The following is a 21,628-nucleotide window of genomic DNA, read 5'->3' on the forward strand; positions in this document are numbered from 1 at the left end:
GCTTGCCTGCAGCATCATCTGTCTCCGACGGCTTCGGGCGGCATTCTGAAACGATCAGTAAACGAAAACAGCCACCCTGCCCGGTAAACGACCAGCTCAGGAAGTGTGGACCCCGCGCCTGCGGGGATGGTCCGTCGACGAACCGGCTCCGGGTGCTCACCGCCATGTGGACCCCGCGCCTGCGGGGATGGTCCGTCTGAGCTTCCGGGCTGGCCGGAGAGAGGGAAGTGGACCCCGCGCCTGCGGGGATGGTCCGGTGAGGAGTGCGACGCCGAGGGCGACGAGGGAGTGGACCCCGCGCCTGCGGGGATGGTCCGCGGGTCAAGAAGCAGTCCGAGCGCGCATCGTGGTGGACCCCGCGCCTGCGGGGATGGTCCGTGCCGGTGCGCCGAGCCGGGCGCCGACCCGTAGTGGACCCCGCGCCTGCGGGGATGGTCCCTACGGGCGGACCTGGCAGGAGTCCGGCATCGCGTGGACCCCGCGCCTGCGGGGATGGTCCAGAGTTCCAGATCCGGGCCACCGACGGGTCGGAGTGGACCCCGCGCCTGCGGGGATGGTCCTCGGCTGGTCCGGCAGCGCGATCACCTGGTCGTGTGGACCCCGCGCCTGCGGGGATGGTCCGGACGGCACCCGCATGGAGTCGGTCCGCCCGGCGTGGACCCCGCGCCTGCGGGGATGGTCCTGCGGCGGGAAGGGCCACGGCGTCATGGTCCAGGTGGACCCCGCGCCTGCGGGGATGGTCCGGTGTGCGCCTGGTGCGGCGGCCCGATCCAGCAGTGGACCCCGCGCCTGCGGGGATGGTCCGGACGGCCCGCACCTGTCGGTGTTGAGCGCGGTGTGGACCCCGCGCCTGCGGGGATGGTCCGTCGACGATGCTGCGGGCCCGCCTGGACGCGCTGTGGACCCCGCGCCTGCGGGGATGGTCCGGGGCCGAAGCGGTCCCGCTAACGAGGGGAAGCGTGGACCCCGCGCCTGCGGGGATGGTCCGTTTGCGAGCGTTGCTGCGGGGTCCGAGCGAACGTGGACCCCGCGCCTGCGGGGATGGTCCCTTGGCGTCCCCGACAGCGGCCATCTCAGGCTCGTGGACCCCGCGCCTGCGGGGATGGTCCGACCAGTGGGAGGCCGGTCACGACGCTGACGGCGTGGACCCCGCGCCTGCGGGGATGGTCCGAAGGAGACGCCGAGCGCGGAGATGAAGATGTTGTGGACCCCGCGCCTGCGGGGATGGTCCGTCGGCGGTGGAGGCCTCGGCGGAGATCAAGAAGTGGACCCCGCGCCTGCGGGGATGGTCCCTGATCACCGCCTACCAGCAGTAGCCCCCACCCGTGGACCCCGCGCCTGCGGGGATGGTCCGTCGATCTGGCGCAGCCTGGGTCTCAAGCCCGGGTGGACCCCGCGCCTGCGGGGATGGTCCGTTGCCGATCTGTCCGTCATCACCGGCACGGACGTGGACCCCGCGCCTGCGGGGATGGTCCGATGGACGGCCTGTCCGATCTGCTGAACTGGATGTGGACCCCGCGCCTGCGGGGATGGTCCCGCAGAGCGAGGACAGCGGGGAGCCGCCATGGTGTGGACCCCGCGCCTGCGGGGATGGTCCGCGGTCCGTGAGGGCCGCTCACAGCGTCAGATCGTGGACCCCGCGCCTGCGGGGATGGTCCCGATCGTGGAGGCCGGTGACGACGCGACCCGAGGTGGACCCCGCGCCTGCGGGGATGGTCCGGGTTTGTAATCATGACGGATCACGAGGGGGAGGTGGACCCCGCGCCTGCGGGGATGGTCCGAGACGACGCCCGTCGCCCCGTCGGCGTCCACCGTGGACCCCGCGCCTGCGGGGATGGTCCGCGTCGTCCACACCCCCGGACCGGTAGCACGGTGTGGACCCCGCGCCTGCGGGGATGGTCCGGCGGAGAAAGCGGCCCAGGCCGCCGCCGAGACGTGGACCCCGCGCCTGCGGGGATGGTCCCCTGTCCCGGGTGCGCGCACGCAAGGCACGCACGTGGACCCCGCGCCTGCGGGGATGGTCCGCGACTCGCCGAGCGCTTCCGACCTCTCCCGCTGTGGACCCCGCGCCTGCGGGGATGGTCCGGTGGAGGTCTCGGCCACCGCCGACACCCCGAGGTGTGGACCCCGCGCCTGCGGGGATGGTCCCCCCGCGTCCGCCGGCGCACCGGGAGCCGTGGCGTGGACCCCGCGCCTGCGGGGATGGTCCTCCGCGGCTGCCCCGGCCGCGCCGAAGGCAACGGTGGACCCCGCGCCTGCGGGGATGGTCCGGCCCCCGGCGTCTCCAAGGCGGTTAAGGCCCTGTGGACCCCGCGCCTGCGGGGATGGTCCGTCCTCGCGGAATCCGGGATGTACGGGGTGCTCGTGGACCCCGCGCCTGCGGGGATGGTCCCCGGGTGTCCGGCATCAGCGCGTGCCGTGGGTGGTGGACCCCGCGCCTGCGGGGATGGTCCGACAGCGATCCTCGCGTTCGAGGACAGGCCGGAGTGGACCCCGCGCCTGCGGGGATGGTCCGTCGGCGCCCTTGCCGGCAGACCCCATGACGTTGTGGACCCCGCGCCTGCGGGGATGGTCCGGCGCGCGACATCGTCATCGACCTCGACCTCATGTGGACCCCGCGCCTGCGGGGATGGTCCGAAGCCCCCCACCTATAGTTGCTGGTGAGAGGCGTGGACCCCGCGCCTGCGGGGATGGTCCGGCTCGGGTTCGGGCCCGCGTCCCCGGCGGTGGGTGGACCCCGCGCCTGCGGGGATGGTCCCGTCCGTGACGACCACGGGGAGCCCCAGGCGGTGTGGACCCCGCGCCTGCGGGGATGGTCCGCGCCTGCTGTATCCGGGCGTTCATCTCGTCGCGTGGACCCCGCGCCTGCGGGGATGGTCCGCCCTGATCAGCGACGAGCACCCGGCCGACCGAGTGGACCCCGCGCCTGCGGGGATGGTCCCGGCTACCAGTTCTTCACCGACTGACCAGGGGCGTGGACCCCGCGCCTGCGGGGATGGTCCGGCGAGGTCGCGAACCTGAACATCCGGGTGAACGTGGACCCCGCGCCTGCGGGGATGGTCCGGCGGACGAGGACGAGACCGCCCGGGTCCTGGAGTGGACCCCGCGCCTGCGGGGATGGTCCGCGACGCGCCACAGCTCTCGACGCCCGTTTGGCGTGGACCCCGCGCCTGCGGGGATGGTCCGGCTCTTGAGGAGCTGGGCGGTCTGCTCGATGGGTGGACCCCGCGCCTGCGGGGATGGTCCGACCAAGCAGGTATCACCGGTCACCACGCCGAAGTGGACCCCACGCCTGCGGGGATGGTCCGCATTGGGACACGATCGTGAACGCCACGCGGAGGTGGACCCCGCGCCTGCGGGGATGGTCCGATGGCCCGGGAGATCCTGGACGTGGTGGCCCGGTGGACCCCGCGCCTGCGGGGATGGTCCGGAGGCGTGCTCCATGGCCTCCCCGCTGGCCGAGTGGACCCCGCGCCTGCGGGGATGGTCCGCGATCCTGCGGGCACTCGAGGAGGGCGAAGCCGTGGACCCCGCGCCTACGGGGATGGTCCGGGGATCAAGCCGCCGATCGACGCCGGGGCGACGTGGACCCCGCGCCTGCGGGGATGGTCCGGCGAGCAGGGCGACCGCGCGCCGACCCCGGACGTGGACCCCGCGCCTGCGGGGATGGTCCCATCTGGGACGGCCAGGCCAAGGCCCTCAACCTGTGGACCCCGCGCCTGCGGGGATGGTCCGACGGGCTGCCGCCTCCTGGACGACCTGGAGGCGTGGACCCCGCGCCTGCGGGGATTGTCCGGCCGCCACGTCCACAGGCACGAGCGTGGCCGGGTGGACCCCGCGCCTGCGGGGATGGTCCCGTATGCCGCAGAACGTGGAAGCCGTCCTCGCGGTGGACCCCGCGCCTGCGGGGATGGTCCGAGGGCGGCCAGTTCCAGGTCCGTCCGGGCCTCGTGGACCCCGCGCCTGCGGGGATGGTCCGAGGATCGGGATCACGGCGTGCATTCCTACGCCGTGGACCCGGCGCTCGCCGGGATGGCCGGGCAGCGTCGTCGTCGTGCCCTGCCAGACGATGTCGACCCCGCGCTCGCGGGGATGGTCCGTGCGCCGGAAGGCTCCGCGAGTATGTCCGGAGTGATTCCGCACGGCGGGAACTGCCCCGCCTTCACCCGTGCGCGACCGCGGACGATGCGAGCCCCCGGCGTATCCACCAGAGGTCCTGTCCGGTGATACATGGGGCGGTGGAGATGCTCGCGAGGCGTAGAGGGAGTCCCCCCGCCGGGAGGTGCGCAGTACCCGCCCAGCGGCGCCGGGTCGGCCGCGAGCGCCTCCTCCGGAGTTCGCTCGCCTCGACGGTCGCGGGGTGGCTGAGATGAATGTTGGTGACATATCATGTGTATGTATATCGTGGACTATGGCGAAGGGTGGCCGGTATGTCTGTGACCCAGGTCGATCTCGATGACGAGGCGTTGGCCGAGGCCATGCGGCTCATGGGCACCTCGACGAAGAAGGAGACGGTAAACGGCGCCTTGCGGGACTACGTGGCGCGGATCAAGCGACTGGAGGCTGCCGAGAAGTTGGCCGCGCGTGGTGAGAAGGGCGAGTTCGAGGCTGCTGCTGCGGCCCATGCGGCTGCGAAGCGCGCCCGGCGGGCGGCCTTCGAGTGATCACGTACCTCCTCGACACGTCCGCTCTCTGGCATCTCTTCCGGACGCCCGGGGCGTTGCGGCCCTGGGAGGGGCACATCGCTGCCGGCGTGTTCCGCATCTGCGAGCCCACGAGGACGGAGTTTCTCTATTCGGCCACAGGTCCGGCTCACCGGGACGAGTTGGCCGAAGAGCTGGATGATCTCTGCTATCTCTCGCCGGTCCCCAAGGGTGCGTGGCGCTGGGTCGAGACCGCACAGTACAAGCTCACCCAGCGAGCACAGCACCGTGCCGCCGGCGCCATCGATCTTCTGGTGTGTGCGACAGCGGTCCACCATGGTCATACGGTGCTTCACGTGGACAACGACTTCACCGCCGTGGCGGCGGTCCTCAAGGAAGTGCAGCAGCGAGACGTGCGCGTCTGATTCTTCGCCGGAACCTGACGGGAGCTGCTGCCTCTGGCCGCCCGCATAGCTGGGCGAATCCATGCACGGCTTGTACGCATGGGCTGCTCCAGGCCCCGTTCGGCCACCCGGGAGGGCCCCTGGCTACCATCCCCTGTGACCGAATCAGCCGAACCGCGTGCACGACGCACCCATATACTCGCCGACCTCACGCCCCTGCGGACCTCGCCCGACTACCGGCGGCTCTGGTTCGGGAACACCGTTTCCTGGATCGGGCAGGGCATGACGGCCCTCGCGGTCTCGCTCCAGGTCTACGACATCACCGGGTCCGCGTTCTCCGTCGGGCTCATCGGGTTCTGCTCGCTGGTGCCGCTCGTCGTCTTCGGGCTCTACGGCGGGGCCGTCGCCGACACCGTCGACCGGCGCAGGCTCGGGCTGTTCAGTGCCGCCGGGTCGTTCGGGCTCTCCCTCGTCCTGGTGGCGGCGGCCGTCGTCGGCATCGAGCACGTCGGGCTGCTGTATGCGATCGTGGCCCTCCAGGCCGTCTGCTTCGCCCTCAACGCCCCGGCCCGCTCCTCGATGATCGCCCGGCTGCTTCCGGCCGAACAGCTGCCCGCAGCCAACGCGTTGACGACGATGACCGGTACGACGGGCACGCTCGTGGGCCCGATGCTGGGGGGTCTGATCGTCGGCTGGTGGGGCTACCGGGCCGCGTACACCGTGGACGCCGTCTGCTTCACCGCCTCCCTGTACGCGATGTGGCGCCTGCCCTCGATGCTGCCCGACCGCAAGGGCGGCGAGGAGGGCAAGCGGGCCTCCGTCCTGGACGGGCTGCGGTTCCTCGGGACCCGGCCGAATCTGCGGATGACCTTCTTCACCGACCTGTGCGCCATGGTCCTCGCCCATCCCCGCGCCCTCTTTCCGGCCGTCGCCGTCCTCTGGTACGGGGGTGACGCCCGGACCACGGGCCTGCTCGTCGCCGCTCCGGCCCTCGGCGCGCTGCTCGGCGGGGTGTTCTCCGGCTGGCTCGGCCGGATCCGGCGGCACGGACTCGCGATCCTGCTGGCCGTCGGCTCCTGGGGTGCCGCCATCGCCGTCTTCGGACTCACCCGCAACCTCTGGCTCGGGCTGCTGTTCCTGGCCCTTGCCGGCTGCGCCGACACCGTCTCCATGGTCTTCCGCAACACGATGCTCCAGGCGGCCGTGCCCGACGAACTGCGCGGCCGCCTCCAGGGCGTCTTCATCGTCGTCGTCGCGGGCGGGCCCCGGCTCGGCGACTTCCTGGCCGGTTCGGTCGCCGACCTCGCCTCGCCCGCCGTCGCCGTCACCGGCGGCGGCATCCTGTGCGTGGCCGCCGTGACCCTGCTCGCGCTGAAGTGGCGCGCCTTCGCCCGCTACGACGCCCGCGCCCCACAGCCGTAGCGGGGGCGGGGGAAGGAACCGTCAGGCTGTGTAACCGCCGTCCACCGCCAGGGTGGTCCCGGTGATCCACTGGGCCTCCGGGCTCGCCAGGAAGGCCACCGCGTTCGCGACGTCCACGTCGGCCCCCATGACCTTTGCCGCCGTCCTCAGGCGCTCCGCCTCGGCCACGTCCGTACCCGCCGGATTCATGTCGGTCACCGTGGGCCCGGGGTCCACGATGTTCGCGGTGATGCCCCTGGGCGCCACGTCGTGCGCCAGGCCCTTGGTGAAGCCGACCAGCGCCGACTTGCTCATCGCGTACAACGTCACGTTCGGCACGGGTACGCGGGTGGCCCAGCAGCTCCCGACGCTGATGACCCGTCCGCCGTGTCCCATGTGGGGGAGGGCGGCCTGGGTCGCGAGGTAGACGGCCCGCACATGAACGGCGAGCGTGCGGTCGATCTCGGCCAGGGTCACGTCCTCGACCGGTCCGAAGGGGAAGATCCCGGCGTTGTTCACCAGGATGTCGAGCCGGCCGAACGTGGCCGCGGCCTTCCCGACGGAATCCACCACGGCCGCCGGGTCCGCACTGTCGGCCCGGACGGCCACCGCCTTGCGGCCCAGCGCCTCGATCGCCGCCACGACTTCCGCCGCCCTGTCCGCCGCGCTCACATAGGTCAGCGCCACGTCCGCGCCCCCCTCCGCCAGTCGGAGAGCGGTCGCGGCGCCTATGCCGCGGCTTCCTCCGGTCACCAACGCCACTCTGCCCGCGAGTTGAGACATCTCGATACCTTCCGCCGCCATGGTGAGCTATTTTTAGATCGAACGATCCAAAAATACACACCGGGCAGACTGAGGTGGCAACAACTCCCGGACGAGAAGGCGGATATGGCTGAAAGAGGACGACCGCGCGCGTTCGATCGCACGGTGGCGCTGCGGCGTGCGATGGAGGTGTTCTGGGAACTCGGCTACGAGGGCACGAAGCTCACCGATCTGACCGGCGCCATGAACATCAACTCCGCCAGCCTGTACAACACCTTCGGGTCGAAGGAGCAGTTGTTCCGCGAGGCCGTGGAGCTCTACGGCAGCACCACGGGCTCGGCGACCGCCCGTGCGCTGCGCGAGGAACCGACGGCCCGGGCCGCCGTCGAAGCCATGCTCCGCGGCAACATCGACATCTTCGCCGACACGGGCACCCCGACCGGCTGCATGATCGTCCTCGCGGCCGCCAACTGCGCCCACCAGAACAGAGGTGTCGCCGAGCATCTGGCCGGCCATCGCCGGAGAACGGTCGCCGAGCTGGAAGGCAGACTGGAACGCGCCGTCACCGAAGGCGAGTTGGCACCCGGGACGGATGTACGCGCCGTGGCCGGCTTCTACGCGACCATCCTGCACGGGCTCTCGATCGAGGCGCGCGACGGCGTCCCCGTGGAGCGGCTCCGCTCCACCGTGGACCAGGCCGTCGGCCTCTGGGACACCCTGGTGCGACAGGCGGCCCCGCGACCGTGAGCGGGGCCGGAATCGTGCCTACCCGACGATCGAGCGTGCGAAGCCCAGGTCCACGAGGTCCTGCGGGCGCAACCGCAGCTGGTCGGCCGTCGCGCCCGTCTCCGACGGCGGTCGCTTGAGGATCGCCGCGGCGAGTTCCGGGGCGATGACCGAGAAGTAACTGTCCACCGTGACATGGGTGTTCTCCGGCGCTGCGAGCGCCAGCGCCCCGCCCGAACCGCCCTCGCCGATCACCAGCGTCGTCACCGGGACCCGGGCCGCCGCGATCGCCGCGAAGGTGTCCGCGATGGCCGCGCCCGCGCCCGCCCGCTCCGCCTCGGCGTCGTTGGCCGCGCCCGGGGTGTCGACCAGAGTCAGGACGGGGACGCCGAGCCGGTCGGCCAGCCGGATCGTCCGGGCCGCCGCGCGGTAACCGGCCGGGCGGGTCGGCGTACCGCACTGGGCGACGTACGCCACGGGCCGCCCGTCCGCGCGCAGCCCGAAGCCGCACAGCAGCCCGGGGTCCGTGGAGCCCGAGCGGTCCCCGTGGAGGGGGAGTCGTACGGCGAAGTAGTCCGCCAGATACGCCTCCGCGCGCGGCCGTCGCGGATCGCGGGCCCGTGCCACCGCCTCCCGCCCGGTCCCGGGGAGCGTGGCCGCCGATCCCGCACCGGTTCCGGGTCCAGTGCCGGCTCCGGGCCCCGTGCCGGCTCCCGGTCCCGCAACGGCTCCCACCGCCGTACCGGCTCCGGCCGCCGACCCGGCTCCCGGTCCCGTACCGGCTCCCCCTGCCGACCCGGGTCCGGCCGCCGACCCGGCCCCCGGTCCTGCAACGGCTCCCGCCGCCGACCCGGCTCCCGGCCCCCCACCGGCTCCGGCAGCCGCACCGGCTCCCGGTCCCGCACCGGCTCCGGCAGCCGACCCGACTCCCGATCCCGTACCGGCTCCCCCTGTCGACCCGGCTCCCGCCGCCGACCCCGCACTGGCTCCCGCCCCCCTGCCGGCTCCGGATGCCGACTCGCCGCCGCCCGCCGGCAGAGCGCGCGGAACCGGCGCCGCGGGCAGATCCTCGTGCGGCCCCAGCGCGCGCAGCCAGTGCGTCACCGTGGTGGCCAGCCCGTCGGCCGGGACGACCGCGTCCACCTGGCCCGCCGCGAACTGGCCCTCTGCGCTGTACGCGTACGGGTCGGCATCCGGCGGACGGACCCGGGAACCGGCGAAGCCCACCTGCGCGCCCGGCAGCGCCAGCACCACGTCCGCGCCCGCCCCCACCGTGGCCCAGCCGCCGCCGGTCGTCGGGTCGCGGACCACCGCGATCTGCGGGAGTCCGGCCGCGCGCAGCCGGACGGAGGCCGCGGCCACCCGCTGGAGCTGGGTGAGCGCGACCATGCCCTCCTGCATCCGGCTGCCACCCGTGGCGACGAGCGCGAGCAGGGGGAGGCGGCGGGTCAGGGCCAGTTCGTACGCGGCCGCCAGCCGATCTCCCGTTCTCCGGCCCAACGAGCCGCCCAGGAAACCGAATTCGAAGGAGAGGAGCACGCACGCGCGGCCCCCGACGACCCCGGCGCCGTACACCACGGACTCTTCCTCGCCGGTCAGGGCCGAGGCACGTTCCCGCGCCACGTCGTACCCGGCCCAGCCGAGCGGACCGTCCGGCGGCAGGGGGCGCGGCGGCGGGCGGTGCTCGGTGAAGCCCGCAGCACCGGTGAGCAGGGCGATCGCCTCACGAGCCGTCGCGCGGCCGGGGTTGGCGTCAGGCACGGAGCGACCTCTTCATGATCTTGCCCAGGTCGTTGCGGGGCAGCGCGTCCAGGTAGCGCACGGTGCGCGGGCGCTTGTGCGGGGCCAGTTGGGCCGCCACCAGATCCGCCAACTCTTCGAAGGAGGGCGGAGAGCCGGGGTCCGTCGCGACCACCCACGCCACGACCCGCTCGCCGAGGTCCGGGTCCTCCTCGCCGGTCACGGCCACTTCCCGGACCCCGGGGTGCGCGAGGAGCACGTTCTCGATCTCGCCCGCGCCGATCTTGTAGCCGCCGCTCTTGATCAGGTCGGTGGCCTTGCGGCCGACGATGGTGACGTACCCGTCCGCGTCCACCGTGCCCACGTCTCCCGTACGGAACCAGCCGTCCGCCGTGTGGGCGGCGGCCGTGGCGTCGGGCCGGTTCAGATACCCCGTGAACAGATTCGGGCCGCGCACCTGGATCTCGCCGATCGCCCCGGGTGCGTCGAGCACCGTGCCGTCGTCCTCCGCGAGACGCAGCTCCACCCCGGCGAGCGGCGGCCCCACCGTGCCCGGGCGCGGCGCGCCGTCCGCCCGGATCCCCGTGTTCATCAGGGTCTCCGTCATGCCGTACCGCTCGATCACCCGCCGCCCGGACGCCGCCGCGATGCGCTCGTGGTCGTGCACGGGCAGCGCCGCCGAGCCGGAGACCAGCAGCCGCGCCCCGCTCAGCGCCCGGGTCAGGGACTCCCGTTCCGCGTCGGCCGCCGGGCCGTCCAGCACCTCGGCCAACCGGTGGTACATCGTCGGCACGCCGAACAGCATCGTGCCCCCGGACCCCAGCTCACGGGCCACCCCCTCCGGTGAGAACTTCCCCAGGTGGCGTACGGAGCCGCCGCGCCGCAGTGGGCCGAGGACGCCCAGGATCAGCCCGTGGACGTGGAACAGCGGCAGCGCGTGGACCAGGACGTCGCCACCGGTCCACCCCCACGCGTCCTCCAGTGCGTCCAGGGACGCGGCGACGGCCCGGCGCGGCAGGACGGCCCCCTTGGGCGGGCCGGTGGTGCCGGAGGTGTAGACGATCAGGGCGGGAGCCTCTGCGTCGGCCTCACCGAAGTCGTGTGCGGCGGGACGCGCCTCACCCACCCCAGCAGCCTCGCCCGTCCTCTCAGCCTCGCCCACCCCAGCAGCCTCGCCCGTCCTCTCGGCCTCGCCCGCCCCAGCAGCCTCGCCCGTCCTCTCGGCCTCGCCCGCCCCAGCAGCCTCGCCCGTCCTCTCGGCCTCGCCCGCCCCAGCAGCCTCGCCCGTCCCCTCACCCTCGCCCGCCCCGCACGCCCCGGAGCCCCCCGGGGCACCCGAGGTCGCCGCCGCCCGCGCGTCCACCGTCACCCGCCGCAGCTTCTCCAGCGCCGGGGGCAGCTCGTCGTCCGGGCCCGCCAGGGCGACCGTGGGCTCGCTGTCGGCCAGGATGTGCGCCAACTCGCCCTCGCCCGTACGAGGGTTGAGCGGTACCGCCGGAACCCCGGCCCGGAGCGCCGCCACCACCGCGATCACCGTCTCCGGCGTCGGGGTGGCCCAGACGGCGACCCGGCCCGCGTCCGCGATCCGGGCGGCGAGAGCGGTGGAGGCGGCGGCCAGCTCGCCGTAGGTCAGGGAGAGGGTGCCGAAACGGACGGCCTCCCGGGAGGCCGCCGGGCCGGCGGGGGACTGGAGCGCGGGAAGGAGGGTCACGCCGGGAAGCCTAGGGCGTCGGCGGCCCTCTCGCCGGGACCCGGAGACCGATGAGGGCAGCGTCACCCCGGGTCGGGCTTTCGGAGGGGACCGCCCCGCCCGCGACATGGCTGCACGGAGCATCGAACCGTGATTTCGACACAGCATTGACAAATTAATTTTGCGTTGCCAGCATGCAAAAAGCTTGCTCAGTAAGCGAGTTGGAGCGCTCTCTCCAGGGAAAAACCCGCCCGCACCCGAGCGCCCGAGGCTCCCCAGCACGTCGCAAAGCGCGACAGCGCCTTGCCTGACAGACCCCACGTACCGTCAGGAAGGAACCAGCCGCCCATGTCACCCGCACCCCCACGGTGGGCCGGATACGCCACCGCCCTCGCCGCCCTCCTCGCGGCCGCGCTCGCCGCCCCCACCGCAGGACCTGCCCTCGCCGCCGACCCGGAGACGCGAGCCCCCCGCGTCGCGGCCGACCTCCCCGCCGCCGACTACCAGCAGGTCCAACTCGCTCTCGGAGCAGCCGAACTGGGCGAGGCCATGTCGCTCGCCGTGCTGCCCGACCGGTCCGTACTGCACACCGCCCGCGACGGCACGGTCCGGCTGACCGACGCCGCCGGGTCGACGAAGACGGCGGGCAAACTCGACGTCTACACCCACGACGAAGAGGGCCTCCAGGGCATCGCCGTCGACCCGGACTTCGCGGCCAACCGCTTCGTCTACCTCTACTACTCCCCGCTCCTGGACACTCCGCCCGGCGACGCCCCCACCACCGGCTCGGCCGCCGACTTCGAGGCGTGGAAGGGGCACCTCAACCTCTCCCGCTTCGTCCTCAAGGCCGACGGCACGCTCGACCCCGGCAGCGAGAAGGTCGTCCTGGAAGTGGAGAGCGACCGGGGCCAGTGCTGCCACGTCGGCGGCGACATCGACTTCGACGCCGCCGGGAATCTGTATCTGACCACCGGGGACGACACCAACCCCTTCGAGTCGAGCGGCTACGCGCCGATCGACGAACGCACCGACCGAAACCCGCAGTTCGACGCCCAGCGCTCCTCCGGCAACACCAACGACCTACGCGGCAAACTGCTGCGGATCAAACCCACGGCGGACGGCGGCTACACGGTCCCGGCGGGCAACCTCTTCGCGCCCGGCACCGCGAACACCCGCCCCGAGATCTACGCGATGGGCTTCCGCAACCCGTTCCGGATGTCCGTCGACCAGAAGACCGGAGCCGTCTACATCGGCGACTACGGCCCCGACGCCGGAACCACCGACCCGGACCGGGGCCCCAGCGGCCAGGTCGAGTTCAACCGCGTCACCGCGCCCGGAAACTTCGGCTGGCCCTACTGCACGGGCACCAACACGCCCACGGAGACGTACGGCGAGTACACCTTCCCCGGCGGCCCGTCCGGCGCGAAGTACGACTGCGCCGCCGGCCCCGCCAACAACTCCTTCCGCAACACCGGACTCGCCACGCTGCCGCCCGCCCAGCCCGCCTGGATCCGGTACGCCGGTGACGCGGGCTCCCCGCCGGAGTTCGGCGGCGGCTCCGAGTCCCCGATGGCCGGGCCCGTGTACGACTTCGACGCGGACCTCGACTCCGCCGTGAAATTCCCCGCCTCCCTCGACGGCCGCTTCTTCGCCACCGAGTACGGCCGCAAGTGGATCAAGCCCGTGGAGGTGAAACCCGACGGGTCGCCGGGCGTCATCGACACCCTCCCGTGGACCGGCACCCAGGTGATGGACTCCGCCTTCGGGCCCGACGGCGCGCTCTACGTCCTCGACTACGGCACCGGCGCGAACAACCAGGCGCTGTACCGCGTCGAGTACCTCGCGGGCAGCAACCGGTCCCCGGTCGCCAAGGCCGCCGCCGACCGGACCTCCGGGCCCACCCCGCTCGCGGTCTCCTTCTCCTCGGCCGGCAGTGCCGACCCCGAGGGCGGAAACCTCACCTACGCCTGGGACTTCGGCGACGGAGCCACCTCCACCGACCCGAACCCCAGCCACACCTACACCACCGCCGGGACCTACGACCCGACGCTCACCGTCACCGACCCCGAAGGCCTCACCGGCACCGCCAGCCTGGTCGTCACGGCGGGCAACACCGCGCCCACGGTCACCCTCACCACCCCGGCGAACGGCAGCCTCTTCTCCTTCGGCGACTCCGTCCCCTTCACCGTGACCGTCAGCGACCCCGAGGACGGCACGGTCGACTGCTCCAAGGTCAAGGTCACCTACCTCCTCGGCCACGACAGCCACCGCCACCAGATCACCTCGAAGAACGGCTGCTCCGGCACCATCGACGTCCCCGTCGACGGAGAGCACGACAGCGCCGCCAACATCTACGGGGTCTTCGACGCCGAGTACACCGACGCGGGCGGACTCACCACGCACAGCGACTCCGTCCTCCAGCCCCGCCACCGCCAGGGCGAGCACTACACGGCCCGGCACGGCATCGAGCTCGCCCCGCACGGCTCCGCCGAGGGCGGCGCGGCGGTCGGCTACACGGACGACGGCGACTGGGTCTCCTTCGAGCCGTACGTGCTGTCCGACGCCACCTCCATCACGGCCCGGGTCGCGTCCGGCGGCGCGGGCGGCACCCTGGAGGTGCGGGCCGGGTCCCCGACGGGCACCTTGCTCGCCTCCCTGCCCGTCGCCCCGACCGGCGGCTGGGAGAACTACGTGGACGTCACGGCGGACGTGAACAACGCGCCCACCGGTCCGACCGAGCTGTTCTTCCTCTTCACGGGCCCGACAGGTCAGGGCAGCCTCTTCGACCTGGACGCCTTCACCTTCAGCACCCGGGGAGCGAAGGTGAACGACCGATGAGACGAACCCGTACCCCTCTCCGCCGCCGTCTCGCCTGCGCCGCCGCTCTCGCCCTCGGGGCCGCCCTCCTGGGCCCCGGTGTCCAGAGCGCGGCAGCCGCCGAGCCGTACCAGGTCCTCGTCTTCTCCAAGACCGCCGGATTCCGGCACGACTCGATCCCGGCGGGCATCGCCGCCCTCCGGCAGCTGGGCGCGGAGAACGGCTTCACCGTCACCGCCACCGAGGACGCGACCGCCTTCACCCCGGCGAACCTCGCCGACCACAAGGCCGTCGTCTTCCTCTCCACCACCGGCGACGTCCTGAACGACACCCAGCAGAGCGCCCTGAAGGGGTACGTCGACGAGGGCGGCGGATTCGTCGGCGTACACGCGGCCGCCGATACCGAGTACGACTGGCCGGAGTACGAGGACCTGGTCGGGGCGTGGTTCCAGAGCCATCCGGCGATCCAGGAGGCCCGCCTCACCACCGAGGACCACGTCCACCCGGCGACCGCGCACCTGGACGACACCTGGACCCGGACCGACGAGTGGTACAACTACCGCTCCAACCCCCGCGACAGCGTCCACGTCCTCCAGTCCCTCGACGAGACCAGCTACAGCGGCGGCGAGATGGGCGGCGACCACCCCATCACCTGGTGCCACGAGCAGGCGGAGGGGCGCTCCTTCTACACCGGGCTCGGCCACACCACCGAGTCCTTCGCCGACCCGGACTTCCGCCAACTCATGCTCGGCGGCGTCCAGTACGCGGCCGGAGCCGTCGAGGCGGACTGCTCCGCCGGTGATCCAGGACCCGGCCCGGGCGGCGACAGCGCGGAGGCGGAGGCGTACACCTCCTCCTCGGGCGTGCAGAGCGCCGCCCACGGATCGGCGAGCGGGGGAGCCACCCTCGGCTACATCGACGACGGCGACTGGGCGGGCTACTCCTTGCTCGACACCGCCGGAGCCACCGCCTTCACCGCCACCGTCTCCTCGGCCGGCGCGGGCGGCACGATCGAGATCCGCTCCGGCTCCGCCACCGGACCGCTCCTCGGCTCCGTCGGCGTCGCCCCGACCGGCGGCTGGGAGACCTTCACCGAGGTCACCACCCCGCTGACCGCCGGGACCGGCCCGCTCTTCCTGCGGTTCACCGGGGGAGCGGGCGCCCTCTTCGACATCGACCGCTTCACCCTGACCCGAGCCCCGGCCACCGAGGACGAGGGCTCGTCCAACGTGCACCTCTTCTCCTACCCGTGGTACGGCACCCCCGAAGGCCCGGCGGGCAGTTGGCGGCACTGGCAGCAGGGCGGCCACACCCCGCCCGGCTCCATCGGCGCCGACCTCTACCCGAAGCTCGGCCCGTACGACTCCGGGGACATCGCCGGAGCCGTTGAGCAGCACATGGCGTGGGTCAAGCGTTCCGGCGCGGGCGTCATCGTCTACAGCTGGTGGGGGCAGGGGAGTTACGAGGACGGCCTCGCCGGTGAGGTGATGGACGCCGCCGCCCGCCACGGCATCGAGGTCGCCTGGCACATCGAGCCGTACGGCGGCCGCACCGCCGCGTCCGTCGTCGACGACATCGCCTATCTGGAAGGCAAGTTCGGCGACCACCCCGCCTTCCACCGGGACGCGGCCCACGGCGACCGCAACGCCTACTACGTCTTCGAGAGCCTGAGGATCCGGGACTGGTCGGCGCTCGACGCCGTCAAGGACACCGCCATCGTCCTCGCCCAGACCACCGACACCAGCAGGGTCGACCACTTCGGCGGGATCTACACCTACGACGGCATCGCCGGCGCCACCGCCCCCGGCTGGAAGAACGCGGGCGACTACGCCAAGGCCAACGGCCTCGTCTGGGCCCCCTCGGTCGCCCCCGGCTACGTCGACGACCGGGCCGTCCCCGGCAACACCACCCCCACCCTCGGCCGCGAGGACGGCGCCTCCTACGACCTGGAGTGGAGCAACGCCCTCGACCCCGCCATCGGCGGCGATCCCACCTGGGTCTCCGTCACCTCGTTCAACGAGTGGCACGAGGGCAGCTCCATCGAACCCGCCTCCTCCACCCCGCCCCCGGGGCAGGGTTACGAGACCTTCGAGGGGGCCTACGGAAAGACCGGGGAAGCCGCCGAGACGGCCTACCTGGACCGGACCGCGTACTGGGCGGACCGGTTCGAACAACAGCTCCGGCAGCGCCGGTAGCTCGCACACGAACGGCCGCGTTCCGGCGGGAACGCGGCCGTTCTCACGCACCGGTGAGCCTCACTCGTCGCGCTGAACGTTCCGCATCCTGCCGTACGCGTACACACACCCCGCCAGCGCCAGATCCGACAGCAGCATGAAGCCGATCGCGTAGGAGTCCTTGGCGCTGTAGATCGCGCCCATCACCAGCGGCGGCACGAACCCGCCGAGCCCGCCCATCGCTCCGACGATGCCCGTCACGCTGCCCACCTTCGGCTGCGGCGTCACCTGCGAGACCAGGGCGAACACACTGCCGCTCGCGGTGCCTAGCCCGGCCGCCATGGCCAGGAGCGCGATCGTGCCGACCGGGTCCAGCGGCGGCTCGAAGGCCTGCACGATCGCCATCAGCGCGGCCAGCAGCAGGGCCACCGAGGTCACCGCCGCCGGGTGGATCCGGTCCGAGAGCCAGCCGCCGACCGGCCGGAGGACCACCGTGACCAGGGCGAACCCGGCCGCCTTGGTGCCCGCCTCGGTCGGCGACATCTCGTACCAGGTCTTCAGATACGTCGGCAGATAGACCCCGAACGCCACGATGCCGCCGAAGCCGATCGCGTACAGCGCCGACAGCTCCCAGGTCACCCGCAGCTTCCCGGCCGCGCCGAGCCGGTGCGCCAGCGTGTCCGCGGGGATCTTCCGGCCGGGGTGGTCGGTCACCAGCACGGCGGCCACCAGCGCGAACACCACCAGCGCCCCCGCCACCACGAGGGAGGGCAGATCGTCGCCGTGCTTCGCGATGCGCGGGGTGAAGTAGCCCGACAGCGCCACCCCGCCCATGCCCATCCCGAACACGCCCAGCGCGAAGCCCCGTTTGCGCGGCGGGAACCAGGCGTTGACCAGCGGAACGCCGATCGCGAACGTCGTCCCGCCGAGCCCCAGCAGGAAGCCGACCGCGAGCATCGCCCCGTACGAGTTCTTCGCCGGGATCAGGAGCAGCACCGGCACGATCGTCAGCGCGGAGACCAGCGGGAACATCAGCTTCGCGCCGTACTTGTCCGTCAGCGCCCCCACCGGGATCCGGCCCAGCGACCCGACCAGCACGGGCACGGCCACCAGGAACGACTGCTGGAACGAGCTGATCCCGAGGCGGTCCTTGTAGTCCCCGGACATCGGCGCGATCAGATTCCACGCCCAGAAGGTCAGCGCGAAGCCGACCGTCGCGAGGATCAGATTCCGGTACGCCGCCGAGGACGGCGCCTCCCCCGCCGGGGCGGGGGAGGCGGGCGGCTCGGGGGACGGTTTGACAGAGGTGTCCACACCAGCAAGTCAAGGGCCCGGGACGGCGCACGGCCCGTCGGACTGCGCCGACCGGGCGACAGCGAGCCGTTCCGGGCTCCCTCAGCCGATATCGCCGCCAGCTGGGACAATCGCCGTATGGATCGGCTGGACAGGGAAATCCTCGGCATTCTCCAGGAAGACGCCCGGATCTCGTACCGGGACCTGGGCGTACGCGTGGGGCTCAGCGCCAACGCGGCGGGTGACCGGGTCCGCCGGATGCGCCGCGACGGGGTCATCCGGGGCTTCACCGTCATCGTCGACCCGGCCGCCGACACCCGTTCGGGCCTGGTCGTCTTCATCGATGTGACGCTGCGCCTCGACACGACCAACGAGGAGTTCGAGCGCTCGGTGCTGATGCTGCCGGGGATCACGGAGGTGGTGCACGTGACCGGCGGCCACGACTACCTGCTGCGGGCCACCGCCGCCGACCCGGGGGCGCTGGACAGCCTGCTGCGCCGGCTGAAACGGGAGGCGGGCGTCGCCCACTCCAACACCCGGGTCGCGCTGCGGGCGGCCCCGAAGCACTGAGCCGGCGGCCGCCGGGGCCCTGCGGTCCCCGTCAGATCGGGGCCTGCCAGGTCACCGTCGTCGGCCGGCCGCCGTCCTCACCGCGCCCGTCGTCCGCCACCACCAGCCGCACCCCGCTCCGCCCGTCCGGCAGCCGGACCGGGGCGTCCACCTCCACCTCGATGGCCGAGACCCCGGGCCTGCGGTGCGCGGCGGCCAGCGCCCCGCGCAGCGCGGCCAGCAGCTCCCGGCCCGTCTCCTCGCCCACCAGCGCGTCCACGGCCCCGGTGAACTGCACCGACGGCGGGAAGCCCAGCAGGGCCGCCGCGCCCCCGGTCTCCCGCAGCACCCGGCCGCGGAAGGTGCTCGGCGCCGCGGCGGGCGGCTGCTGAAGGGCGAAGATGGCGGTGCGGACCTCCTGGATGGTGGAGTCCAGCTCGTCCACGGCCCGCCCCAGCAGTACGTCGGCCCCCTGCTCCTCCGTCTGCCCGCCGTTCCCGGGCTCCGCGGCGACCGTGCTCTCCTCCGACGCGGCCCGCCGCCGGGTCGACTCCAGCATCATCTCGGTGGCGAAGAGCCGCTGGACCACCAGATCGTGCAGGTCACGAGCGATCCGGTCGCGGTCCTCGTACACCGCGAGCTGCTCCCGGTCGGCCTGCGCGTCCGCCAGCACCAGGGCGAGCGCCGCCTGCGAGGCGAACTGGGTCGCCAGCAGCCGGTCCAGATCCGTGTAGGGGCGCTCGCCGCGCCGCCGGGGCAGCGCGAGGGTGCCGATGAGCCGTCCGCCGCTCTGCAACGGCAGCATCATGCTCGGCCCGAAGCGGGAACGTACCCCGGTGGTCATCCGGGGGTCGGTGGCCGAGTCGTCGATGAAGACCGGTTCGCCGCCGAGCAACTGCACGAGCACCGGCGAACCGGGCTCGATCACCGTGCCGACGATGCCCGCCGGATCGTCCGGCGTCGAGGCGGTGACGATCTCCATCCCGCCCTCCTCCGTCGGCTGGAGGATCACCCCGGCCGACGCGCCCGCCAGCACCCGGGCCCGCTCGGCCACGGTCATCAGCGCGTCGGCCGCGTCGGTACCGGTCAGCAGGGCCGTGGTGACGGCCGCCGCGCCCGCGATCCAGCGCTCGCGCTGCCGGGCCGTCCCGTACAGCCGGGCGTTGCCGATCGCGATCCCCGCCTGGGCGGCCAGGACCCGCAGCAGGCCCGCATCCGTGTCGCTGAACGGCCCCGGCCGCTTCCTGCCGACGGAGAGGTGGCCGAACACCTCGGTGTCCACCAGGACCGGTTCCCGCAGGAAGCTCCCTTCCGTCTCGACCTCCGCCGTTCCGGTGGCGTACAGCGCGTCGATCCGGTCCCGGTCGGGGTCCAGCACCGCGAGCGCGCCGTGGCGGGCCCCGGTGAGAGCGGTCGCGGCCTCCACGATCTGCTGGAGAGTGGAGCCCAGCTCCAGATCGCTGCCGACGCTGAGGACCGCCTCCAGCAGCATCGGCAGCCGCCCCAGGCCGACGGCATCGGACTCGGCGGGCCCGGACTGGGCCGGTTCGGGCTGGGCCGGTCCGCGGTCGGCCCGCCCGGCCCCGGCCGGTCCCGGCTCCATGGTTCCGGGCGTCCGCGCCGACGCGCTCACCCCGCCAGCGGGTTGAGGACCATCGGCTGGATCTTGCCGTCCAGCATCGCGCCCAGGCCGAGCACCGAGCAGACATCGGGCCGCTCGGCGATGTGCACCGGCATCCCGGTCGCGCTCCGCAGCATCTGGTCGAGGCCCGGGAGCAGCGCGCTGCCGCCGACCATCATGATCCCGCGGTCCGCGAGATCGGCCACCAGGTCCGGCGGGCAGTCGCGGAGCACCTTGCCCACGCCGTCGAGCACCGCGGTGAGCGGGGTGTTGATGGCCTGTCGTACGGCGGCGGTGTCGACCCGCACCGTGCGGGCCAGGCCGGTCGCCACGTCGCGGCCGTGGATGTCGGTGAGGGCCGGGCCGGTGAGCTGGAGCCCGTTGCCGTGCAGCGCCAGCTGGAGCGGGCGCACCGACTGGCTCGGCAGCAGCAGCTCGTGGTGCTGGCGCAGGTACTGGATGATCGCCTCGTCGATCGCGTTGCCGCCCACCGGGATCCGGACGGCGGTGACGATCGAGCCGAGCGAGAGCACCGCGATCTGGGTGGTGGCTGCCCCGCACATCATGATCATGGTGGCGGTCGGCTGCTCGACCGGCAGCCCGCAGCCCACGGCCGCCGCGATCAGGGTGTCCACCAGCTCGACGCGGCGGGCGCCGAGGCCGACCAGGGTCTCCACCGTCGCCCGCTGGGCCAGCGGATCGGCCTCGTGCGGGGTGCAGGCGGCGGCCCGCAGCCGGGGCTTGCGGCGCAACTGGCGGCGGAGCTTGTCGCCCAGCAGATGACGCAGCATGCGCTGGGCCATCTCGATGTCGACGACGGTCCCGCCGGAGACCGGGCGGGCCACCCGGATGTACTCCGGGGTACGGCCGGTCATCTGCTCGGCGAGCGCGCCGACGGCGATGAGGGAGCCGGTACGGGTGTTGACGGCGGCGACGCTCGGTTCATCGACGACGAGCCCGAGCCCCTTCACGTACACCCGGGTCCTCGCGGCCCCGAGGTCGACGGCGACATGGCAACGCTGCAACTGCTCAAGGCTGACGGTCACGGCGATTCTCCCGAGCGCGCGGATGGAGGGGGTGCCGGCGGTGGCCGGTATGTCTCATATCAACTTTGGCGCTGTCGGGCCCGTCGCGCGCGTTGAGATGCGCCGGAAGGGGAGCGGGAGCTGACGGCTCCTCAGCTCACCCGCTCGGCAGCAGCCGCTGGAACAGGCCCCAGGTGAACTCGGCGACCCGCTCCCGGCCGGACCCGGGATCCGTGACGGCCAGCGCCCACCGGGTCGGGGCGCTGCCCTCCATCGGCCGGGCCGGGGGAAAGGCGCGGGCCGCCTCGTCCACGGTGCACGACCAGGGGCGCAGCTCCGTTACGGAGGTGAGCTCCGGGCCCGCCGCGCCCGGGGCCCGGACCAGCCACTCGTTCCAGACGGCGCCGCCGGGCCCGGCCATCACCTCGAACCGCAGATCGGGCCAGAGCGGCAGTGGCCACAGCAGCGCCTCGCACTCCAGGTCGCCGACCCGGCGCGGCCGGATCAGCTCCGGTTCGCCGAGGACCGAGCGGTAGCGGCGCAGCGCTCCCCGGCCCCGGGGCGCCCGCACCATGGCCTGCCAGCGGCGGTTGGCCTCCCGCAGGTCGGCGAGGGAGGCGCTCAGTTCGTGCCGGGCGTCTTCGACCAGGCCGGGCTGGAAGTCGGCCATCCGGCGCAGCAGGACGAGCTGGAACTGGAGCGGGCCGAAGGGGGCGGGAGTGCTCATGCCGCCCATCCTCCCGTGTGCCAGGCGTATCGGACCGGCTGTCCCCGGAGTCCTTG

General features: G+C 73.0%; 14 protein-coding genes and 1 CRISPR repeat array. Of the genes, 7 read left to right on the plus strand and 7 right to left on the minus strand.

Features of this window, described 5'->3' with window-relative positions; translation table 11 throughout:
• The first annotated feature begins 105 nt into the window (after positions 1-105).
• Positions 106-3,978: a CRISPR direct-repeat array (repeat unit 28 nt; unit sequence GTGGACCCCGCGCCTGCGGGGATGGTCC).
• Positions 3,979-4,430: 452 nt separating this feature from the next.
• The 3 genes from IE145_RS25645 (at position 4,431) to IE145_RS25655 (ending at position 6,469) form a co-directional block, all read left to right on the plus strand.
• On the plus strand, positions 4,431-4,664 hold the full coding sequence (locus IE145_RS25645; RefSeq protein WP_118905198.1) for a type II toxin-antitoxin system VapB family antitoxin: 234 nt from the start codon (positions 4,431-4,433) through the stop codon (positions 4,662-4,664).
• Positions 4,661-5,068 carry a PIN domain nuclease gene (locus IE145_RS25650; protein WP_189527825.1) on the plus strand — a complete coding sequence of 136 codons (408 nt, stop codon included), beginning with the start codon at positions 4,661-4,663 and terminating at the stop codon, positions 5,066-5,068. The genes IE145_RS25645 and IE145_RS25650 overlap by 4 nt, the downstream gene beginning before the upstream one ends.
• Before the next feature lie 135 nt (positions 5,069-5,203).
• The gene (locus IE145_RS25655; protein ID WP_189527826.1) at positions 5,204-6,469 is read left to right on the plus strand and encodes an MFS transporter; all 1,266 of its coding nucleotides are present in this window, start codon (positions 5,204-5,206) and stop codon (positions 6,467-6,469) included.
• Positions 6,470-6,490: 21 nt separating this feature from the next.
• Here IE145_RS25655 and IE145_RS25660 read toward each other — a convergent pair whose 3' ends face one another.
• Complete coding sequence (locus tag IE145_RS25660; RefSeq protein ID WP_189527827.1) at positions 6,491-7,231, minus strand: SDR family NAD(P)-dependent oxidoreductase; 741 nt, start codon at positions 7,229-7,231, stop codon at positions 6,491-6,493.
• Positions 7,232-7,336: 105 nt separating this feature from the next.
• On the opposite strand from IE145_RS25660, the gene IE145_RS25665 reads away from it, so the two are divergent.
• Positions 7,337-7,957 (plus strand): TetR/AcrR family transcriptional regulator, encoded by a 621-nt coding sequence (locus IE145_RS25665; RefSeq protein WP_189527828.1) that lies wholly within the window; start codon positions 7,337-7,339, stop codon positions 7,955-7,957.
• Between the two features lie 18 nt (positions 7,958-7,975).
• On the opposite strand, the gene IE145_RS25670 is transcribed toward IE145_RS25665, so the two are convergent.
• Complete coding sequence (locus IE145_RS25670) at positions 7,976-9,697, minus strand: carboxyl transferase domain-containing protein (RefSeq protein ID WP_189527829.1); 1,722 nt, start codon at positions 9,695-9,697, stop codon at positions 7,976-7,978.
• Positions 9,690-11,387, minus strand: coding sequence for an acyl-CoA synthetase (locus IE145_RS25675; protein WP_189527830.1), 1,698 nt, complete (start codon positions 11,385-11,387; stop codon positions 9,690-9,692). The genes IE145_RS25670 and IE145_RS25675 overlap by 8 nt, the downstream gene beginning before the upstream one ends.
• A 327-nt stretch (positions 11,388-11,714) precedes the next feature.
• Between IE145_RS25675 and IE145_RS25680 the strand changes: the two genes are divergently transcribed.
• Positions 11,715-14,204, plus strand: coding sequence for a PQQ-dependent sugar dehydrogenase (locus IE145_RS25680; protein ID WP_189527831.1), 2,490 nt, complete (start codon positions 11,715-11,717; stop codon positions 14,202-14,204).
• Positions 14,201-16,378: a glycoside hydrolase family 99 protein gene (locus IE145_RS25685; RefSeq protein ID WP_189527832.1), complete on the plus strand. Its 2,178-nt coding sequence runs from the start codon at positions 14,201-14,203 to the stop codon at positions 16,376-16,378. Before IE145_RS25680 ends, IE145_RS25685 begins: the two co-directional genes overlap by 4 nt.
• 60 nt (positions 16,379-16,438) lie before the next feature.
• Here the strand turns inward: IE145_RS25685 and IE145_RS25690 are convergent, their stop codons facing one another.
• Positions 16,439-17,671 (minus strand): nitrate/nitrite transporter, encoded by a 1,233-nt coding sequence (locus IE145_RS25690; protein WP_189527833.1) that lies wholly within the window; start codon positions 17,669-17,671, stop codon positions 16,439-16,441.
• Between the two features lie 117 nt (positions 17,672-17,788).
• On the opposite strand from IE145_RS25690, the gene IE145_RS25695 reads away from it, so the two are divergent.
• Positions 17,789-18,220 (plus strand): Lrp/AsnC family transcriptional regulator, encoded by a 432-nt coding sequence (locus IE145_RS25695; RefSeq protein WP_006124231.1) that lies wholly within the window; start codon positions 17,789-17,791, stop codon positions 18,218-18,220.
• 31 nt (positions 18,221-18,251) lie between these two features.
• On the opposite strand, the gene IE145_RS25700 is transcribed toward IE145_RS25695, so the two are convergent.
• From IE145_RS25700 to IE145_RS25710, 3 genes are all read right to left on the minus strand, one after another.
• The gene (locus IE145_RS25700; protein ID WP_189527906.1) at positions 18,252-19,691 is read right to left on the minus strand and encodes a sensor histidine kinase; all 1,440 of its coding nucleotides are present in this window, start codon (positions 19,689-19,691) and stop codon (positions 18,252-18,254) included.
• A 137-nt stretch (positions 19,692-19,828) separates the two neighbouring features.
• Entirely contained in the window at positions 19,829-20,866 is a 1,038-nt protein-coding gene (locus IE145_RS25705) for a rod shape-determining protein (protein ID WP_189527834.1), read from the minus strand.
• Between the two features lie 136 nt (positions 20,867-21,002).
• Entirely contained in the window at positions 21,003-21,572 is a 570-nt protein-coding gene (locus IE145_RS25710) for a hypothetical protein (protein ID WP_189527835.1), read from the minus strand.
• Positions 21,573-21,628 lie beyond the last annotated feature (56 nt).

It is taken from the genome of Streptomyces sindenensis, assembly GCF_014649035.1.
Taxonomy (GTDB): Bacteria; Actinomycetota; Actinomycetes; order Streptomycetales; family Streptomycetaceae; genus Streptomyces; species Streptomyces sindenensis.

Coding starts and splice junctions, on each gene's coding strand:
- IE145_RS25645 (WP_118905198.1), top strand. CDS start 4,431: ATGTCTGTGACCCAGGTCGATCTCGATGACGAGGCGTTGGCCGAGGCC.
- IE145_RS25660 (WP_189527827.1), bottom strand. CDS start 7,231: ATGTCTCAACTCGCGGGCAGAGTGGCGTTGGTGACCGGAGGAAGCCGC.
- IE145_RS25665 (WP_189527828.1), top strand. CDS start 7,337: ATGGCTGAAAGAGGACGACCGCGCGCGTTCGATCGCACGGTGGCGCTG.
- IE145_RS25680 (WP_189527831.1), top strand. CDS start 11,715: ATGTCACCCGCACCCCCACGGTGGGCCGGATACGCCACCGCCCTCGCC.
- IE145_RS25685 (WP_189527832.1), top strand. CDS start 14,201: ATGAGACGAACCCGTACCCCTCTCCGCCGCCGTCTCGCCTGCGCCGCC.
- IE145_RS25695 (WP_006124231.1), top strand. CDS start 17,789: ATGGATCGGCTGGACAGGGAAATCCTCGGCATTCTCCAGGAAGACGCC.
- IE145_RS25700 (WP_189527906.1), bottom strand. CDS start 19,691: ATGCTGCTGGAGGCGGTCCTCAGCGTCGGCAGCGATCTGGAGCTGGGC.
- IE145_RS25710 (WP_189527835.1), bottom strand. CDS start 21,572: ATGAGCACTCCCGCCCCCTTCGGCCCGCTCCAGTTCCAGCTCGTCCTG.